At 39.8% G+C, this 733-nt stretch carries 1 protein-coding gene; it reads right to left on the minus strand.

What is annotated here, in order from left to right; genetic code table 11:
• The coding region (locus H4J62_RS19940) for an IS4 family transposase (protein ID WP_182218788.1) at positions 1 to 665 on the minus strand (665 nt) is incomplete at its 3' end.
• Positions 666 to 733 lie beyond the last annotated feature (68 nt).

Raw genomic sequence — 733 nt, forward strand, 5'->3', positions numbered from 1 at the left:
GTACTTTGCCAGCGATGTAACAAGCCTAATGAATAAAATCCACGGTCGAACAGCGTTAAACTATTATCAGGTGTTTTATCAATTAACCCTAACGCAAGATTCATCTCGTTAACTTCAACACTATCAAAGACACTGTTAGTCAATAAATGGCTCGTTAACTCCATCTGACACACCATACGTACTTGAGGGTAACTGGCTTTGCCATGTTGCGTCCCTGTTTTGGCAAACTCTTCATTATTTTCATCGGTATCGGGCACTCGCCACACAACACCATCGACACCTAAAAGGTTTAAACCACACCACTGACCATGATTAGCATCATGGTTCCATTGTTGTTGCGTTTGTTGAAAGACAGTTTCTATAACTTTGCTACCGAGTTTTTTTCTCGCTTGCGTGACCGCACTAGATGCAACATAGGGGATACCGCTGGGTAAAATAATATCCAACTGATTAAGCATTTGACGCATTGGAAACTTGCGAAACAATGCCATGCCAATGACAGCCCACACCATATTTTCCATAGGCAGCTTACGCTTTCGAATGGTAGATATTCCGTGTTCTTTTAGTCCCGCACTAATAATTTCTGGAGACAAAATTTCTGCTAAGTTTTGGAACTCGGTGACGTTATTTGAATTAACTAAAGAAAGCGCGGTAGAAAGTTGCATAAAAAAAATCCAGTGATATCAATCACTGGATTTTGATCTCATTAGCAAATTAATCAAGCTATAAATTG

It is taken from the genome of Colwellia sp. BRX8-5, assembly GCF_014077325.1.
Taxonomy (GTDB): domain Bacteria; phylum Pseudomonadota; class Gammaproteobacteria; order Enterobacterales; family Alteromonadaceae; genus Colwellia_A.